General features: G+C 72.1%; 5 protein-coding genes. 1 reads left to right on the top strand and 4 read right to left on the bottom strand.

Annotated features, from left to right (window positions below; translation table 11 throughout):
* Positions 1-98: 98 nt before the first annotated feature.
* The 4 genes from ACFXPK_RS32620 to ACFXPK_RS32605 all read right to left on the bottom strand — a co-directional run bounded on the left by ACFXPK_RS32620 (position 99) and on the right by ACFXPK_RS32605 (position 3,191).
* Positions 99-1,061 carry an electron transfer flavoprotein subunit alpha/FixB family protein gene (locus ACFXPK_RS32620; protein ID WP_385080766.1) on the bottom strand — a complete coding sequence of 321 codons (963 nt, stop codon included), beginning with the start codon at positions 1,059-1,061 and terminating at the stop codon, positions 99-101.
* Between the two features lie 78 nt (positions 1,062-1,139).
* Positions 1,140-1,934 (bottom strand): electron transfer flavoprotein subunit beta/FixA family protein, encoded by a 795-nt coding sequence (locus ACFXPK_RS32615; protein WP_385007492.1) that lies wholly within the window; start codon positions 1,932-1,934, stop codon positions 1,140-1,142.
* A gap of 198 nt (positions 1,935-2,132) precedes the next feature.
* Entirely contained in the window at positions 2,133-2,639 is a 507-nt protein-coding gene (locus ACFXPK_RS32610) for a flavin reductase family protein (RefSeq protein WP_385007490.1), read from the bottom strand.
* A 195-nt stretch (positions 2,640-2,834) separates the two neighbouring features.
* Positions 2,835-3,191, bottom strand: coding sequence for a TlpA family protein disulfide reductase (locus ACFXPK_RS32605; RefSeq protein WP_385080768.1), 357 nt, complete (start codon positions 3,189-3,191; stop codon positions 2,835-2,837).
* A 349-nt stretch (positions 3,192-3,540) separates the two neighbouring features.
* Between ACFXPK_RS32605 and ACFXPK_RS32600 the strand changes: the two genes are divergently transcribed.
* Entirely contained in the window at positions 3,541-4,269 is a 729-nt protein-coding gene (locus ACFXPK_RS32600; protein WP_385007487.1) for a lysophospholipid acyltransferase family protein, read from the top strand.
* Positions 4,270-4,338: the final 69 nt, after the last annotated feature.

Raw genomic sequence — 4,338 nt, 5'->3', positions numbered from 1 at the left:
GCCCTCACTGGGGCACCGGGGGGGCCCGGGGGGAATGGGGGGCGGGGCGGGGGGTTGGCCGACCCCGGCGGGCCCCGGGGCGTACCGGAAGGGCAGGTTCAGCCCTTGCGGACCTTGATCTCCTCGGTGAGCTGGGGGACGACCTCGAAGAGGTCGCCGACCACTCCGTAGTCCACCAGGTCGAAGATCGGCGCCTCGGCGTCCTTGTTGACGGCCACGATGGTCTTGGACGTCTGCATGCCGGCCCGGTGCTGGATCGCGCCGGAGATGCCGGAGGCGATGTAGAGCTGGGGCGAGACCGACTTGCCGGTCTGGCCGACCTGGTTGGAGTGCGGGTACCAGCCCGCGTCCACGGCGGCGCGCGAGGCGCCGACGGCCGCGCCGAGCGAGTCGGCGAGCGCCTCGATGACCGCGAAGTTCTCCGCGCCGTTGACACCCCGGCCGCCGGAGACCACGATCGCGGCCTCGGTCAGCTCGGGACGGCCCGTGGACTCGCGCGGGGTACGGGAGACGACCTTCGTACCGGTGGCGGTGGCGCCGAAGCTCACGGCGAGCGGTTCGACGGTGCCCGCGGCGGGTGCGGCCTCGACCGGGGCCGAGTTGGGCTTCACGGTGATGACCGGGGTGCCCTTGGAGACCCGGGACCTGGTGGAGTACGCGGCGGCGAACACCGACTGCGTGGCGACCGGTCCCTCGCCGCCGGCCTCCAGGTCGACGGCGTCGGTGATGATGCCGGAGCCGATCCGGACGGCGAGGCGGGCGGCGATCTCCTTGGCCTCGGCGGAGGACGGGAAGAGCACGGCGGCCGGCGAGACGGCGTCGTACGCGGCCTGTACCGCGTCGACCTTGGGGACGACGAGGTAGTCGGCGAACTCGGGGGCGTCGGCGGTCAGCACCTTCACCGCGCCGTGCTCGGCGAGCGCGGGCGCGGTGGCCTCGGCACCGGCGCCGAGCGCGACGGCGACGGGCTCGCCGATCCGGCGGGCGAGGGTCAGCAGCTCCAGGGTGGGCTTGCGGACGGCGCCGTCCACGTGGTCGACATAGACGAGAACTTCAGCCATGGGATTGCACTCCTGCGGATGCGAGGTGTCGTGAGGATCTGGTGCCCGCGGGGCACCGAAGGCGGTGGCGGGCGGGGCTCAGATGAACTTCTGCTCCGCGAGGTAGGCCGCGAGCTGCTTGCCGCCCTCGCCCTCGTCCTTGACGATCGTGCCCGCCGTGCGGGCCGGGCGCTCGTCCGCCGAGTCGACCGCGGTCCAGGCGCCTTCGAGCCCGACCTCGTCGGCGTCGATCTCCAGATCCTCCAGGTCCCAGGAGGTGACCGGCTTCTTCTTGGCGGCCATGATGCCCTTGAAGGAGGGGTAACGCGCCTCGCCCGACTGGTCCGTCACCGAGACGACGGCCGGCAGGGACGCCTCCAGCAGCTCGCTCGCGGTGTCGCCGTCGCGGCGGCCCTTGACCGTGCCGCCCTCGACCGAGACCTCGGAGAGCAGGGTGACCTGCGGGACGCCGAGCCGCTCGGCGAGGAGCGCGGGCAGCACGCCCATCGTGCCGTCGGTGGAGGCCATGCCGCAGACGACCAGGTCGTAACCGGCCTTCTCGACGGCCTTGGCGAGCACCAGGGAGGTGCCGAGCGCGTCGGTGCCGTGCAGGTCGTCGTCCTCGACGTGGACGGCCTTGTCGGCGCCCATGGAGAGCGCCTTGCGCAGCGCGTCCTTGGCGTCCTCGGGACCGACGGTCAGTACGGTGATCTCCGCGTCGCCGTCCCCGTCGTACTCCCCGGCGATCTGGAGGGCCTGCTCGACCGCGTACTCGTCCAGCTCCGACAGCAGACCGTCCACGTCGTCCCGGTCGACGGTCAGGTCATCGGCGAAGTGCCGGTCGCCGGTGGCGTCGGGCACGTACTTCACACAGACAACGATCCTCAGGCTCACGCCGGCTCTCCTACCGCATCGTCATTTCTGGCTGCCTTGTTGCACGCAGCATAGGCGCCCTGCCGGGCTGTTTCCGGTCGGGAGGACCGGAGCCCCGTAGTTAATATTACTCGCCAGTACAACCAGAGCCTGCCCGCTGAGCAAGCGCTTGGAACTGTGACGTTTCCAACGTACGGCAGGGGGCGTGCCAGGGAACTCTCAGTCGCGCAGCGCGTTGAAGCGACCCTGGTGGTAGAGGAGCGGTCGGCCCGCGCCCGAGGGGTCGCCGACGACTGCCTGGGCCACGATCAGCCGGTGGTCGGCGGCGGGGACCCGGGCGACGACCCGGCACACCAGCCAGGCCAGTACGCCGTCGAGCAGCGGCACGCCCTCGGGGCCGGTCCGCCAGGCGGTGGGGGGAGCGAAGCGGTCGGCGCCGCTGCGCGCGAACGTCGCGGCCAGCTCGGCCTGGTGCTCCCCGAGTATGTGGACGCCGACATGCTCGGCCTCGGCGACGACCGGCCAGCTCGACGAGGAGACACCGACGCCGAAGGAGACCAACGGTGGCTCGGCGGCGACGGAGTTGAGCGAGGTGGCGGTGAATCCGACGGGGCGTTCGCCGGACGCGGTGATGACCGCGACGCCCGCGGCGTGCTGCCGGAAGACGGAGCGGAGCAGGTCGGGAGAGGCGGTCCGGTGCGTGCCGAGGTCGGGGGTGGCCGTCATGGCGAGGTCCTTCTGCGAGGGGTGACGAACGGGTCCGTGGCTGCTCAGAGAGCCGGACAGCGCGCGCTCGCGTTGCGGGCCAGGTCGACGTGGGCCCGCCCGTGGAGAAGGAGTTCCTGGGGCACTTCGTCAGGGTGACGACGGGCGGTACGCACCGTCAAGGGCACGGGTCACCGCACCGCGAGCCGCGCCGGGTCATACGGCGGCGCCCAGCGCGGCGATCACGTCGACCTTGCGGGGCTGCCCGGCGGCCCTGCGGACAACCCGGCCGCCGGCGTCCAGGACGAGCACGGTCGGGGTGGTGACGATGCCCAGCTCCCGTACGAGCGCGAGCCGTTCCTCGGCGTCCACCTCCACGTGCGCGACCCCGTCGACCATCTCCGCCACCTCGGCGAGCGTGCGCCGGGTGGCCCGGCAGGGCTGGCAGAACGCGCTGGAGAACTGGACGAGCGTGGCCCGCTCCCCCAGCCCGGCCCCCAACTCGGCCGCGCCGAGCCGCCGGTCGCCCTGGCCCGGCGGCCCGGACCGCCGCTCGCCTTCGCCCGCCCGCATCCGGCCCTCCCTGTCGTCCGTCCGCACCTTCGGCCTCCTGTCACGGTGGTGACGGCGCGCCCGGTCGGCCGCCGTCCCGCCTCACCGCCGAAATCAGCGTCCGCGCGGCGGTGAAATATTCCGCGGGCGGGGCCCGTTCCGGGGCGCGCTCGCGCGTTCTCCCTGGCCGGACCGGCAACCGGGCGTTTACGGTGGGGTGACGGGCGACGTGACGAGAATCTCGCCCCACGCGAACACCAGGACTGGCCACCGGGCGTTTGATACGGCAACATCGGCGCAATGCCGAAAACCTACGGCTGCGTAACTTCCGCCGGGAGAACCCTCCCCGGAACAGAAGGGTCCTCTCCAGATGGCAGAGCTCGTCTATCGGCCGGTCATCGGCGCCGCCCGCACGATGTTCAAGGCGCTGGACCTGAAGATCGACACGCAGGGCTCCGAGCACATCCCGCGCACCGGTGGCGCCGTGCTCGTGAGCAACCACATCAGCTATCTGGACTTCATCTTCACGGGCCTCGCGGCGCTCCCCCAGAAGCGGCTGGTGCGCTTCATGGCCAAGGACGCGGTGTTCAAGCACAAGGTCTCGGGCCCGCTGATGCGCGGGATGAAGCACATCCCGGTGGACCGCAAGCAGGGTGAGCAGGCGTACGCGCACGCCCTCGACTCGCTGCGCGCCGGTGAGATCATCGGGATCTTCCCCGAGGCGACGATCTCCCAGTCCTTCACGCTCAAGAGCTTCAAGTCGGGTGCGGCCCGGCTGGCGCAGGAGGCGGGCGTACCGCTGATCCCGATGGCGCTGTGGGGCACGCAGCGGGTGTGGACCAAGGGCCGGCCGCGCAACTTCAAGCGCAGCCACATCCCGGTGACGATCCGGGTCGGCGAGCAGATCGAGGCGGCGCCGGACCAGTACGCGGGCGCGATCACACGGCGGCTGCGCGATCGGGTGCAGGAGCTGCTGGAGGCGGCGCAGCGGGCCTATCCCGTACGCCCCAAGGACGCGAGCGACACCTGGTGGGTGCCGGCGCATCTGGGCGGTACGGCGCCCACCCCGGCCGAGGCGCGCGCGGCCGAGCTGAGCTGAGCCGAGCGGTAGCGAGGAAACGTCTCTGCTGATCGCCCGGGGCCGGGGTGGGGGGGGGCGGCTGGGGGG

The organism is Streptomyces sp. NPDC059142 (genome assembly GCF_042755665.1).
Classification (GTDB): Bacteria; Actinomycetota; Actinomycetes; order Streptomycetales; family Streptomycetaceae; genus Streptomyces.
Note: the sequence above shows the minus strand (reverse complement) of the source record. Positions and strands in the feature narration are given on the sequence as shown.